Origin of the sequence: Vibrio sp. M260112 (assembly GCF_036533775.1) — a bacterium.
Lineage (GTDB): Bacteria > Pseudomonadota > Gammaproteobacteria > Enterobacterales > Vibrionaceae > Vibrio.
Map to the genome: position 1 here is coordinate 1 of NZ_JATABH010000197.1, position 494 is coordinate 494.

Annotated in this window: 1 protein-coding gene; it reads right to left on the reverse strand. The window is 48.6% G+C overall.

The features are described from left to right. The coding region (locus QTN95_RS21070) for an Hcp family type VI secretion system effector (RefSeq protein WP_331418896.1) at positions 1-494 on the reverse strand (494 nt) is incomplete at both ends.

The window sequence follows — 494 nt, forward strand, 5'->3', positions numbered from 1 at the left end:
CGCCAATCGTCTGAACCAGACGTACCTGCGTTGACGTGATCCCAAGTGATCTTACGGTACGACATTGAGACCGTTAGATTTTGCGTGAAGTCGGACATCGACGGATCTTGACAGTGTGGCATCTCACACTGGATATCGACGATAGACGCATTTTCTAGCTTAGTGGTGAAGAAGTTCTCTTGTTTGCCTTCGATAGAGGTGCGGTACCATTTAAGCTCTACGTTCTTCATCTTCTCACCAGAAGAAAGCGCGTTGTACAGCAGTGGCACGGCTTTGTTGAGAGTGACAGTAAACTTGAAAGGTTTATGGACGCGTTGACCAGAAGGTTGACCAGATTGTGGATCGGTCGGAACCGAAATGACGTGGTCAAACTTCTGAACCAGCATCTCGTCTTCGTGACCTTCTACATAAGAGTCACCGATAGAGTCAGCCGTACAGGCGCCCGCCGTGATCAGACCCTGAGTTTCACCGTCGATAGAAATATAACATGGAGT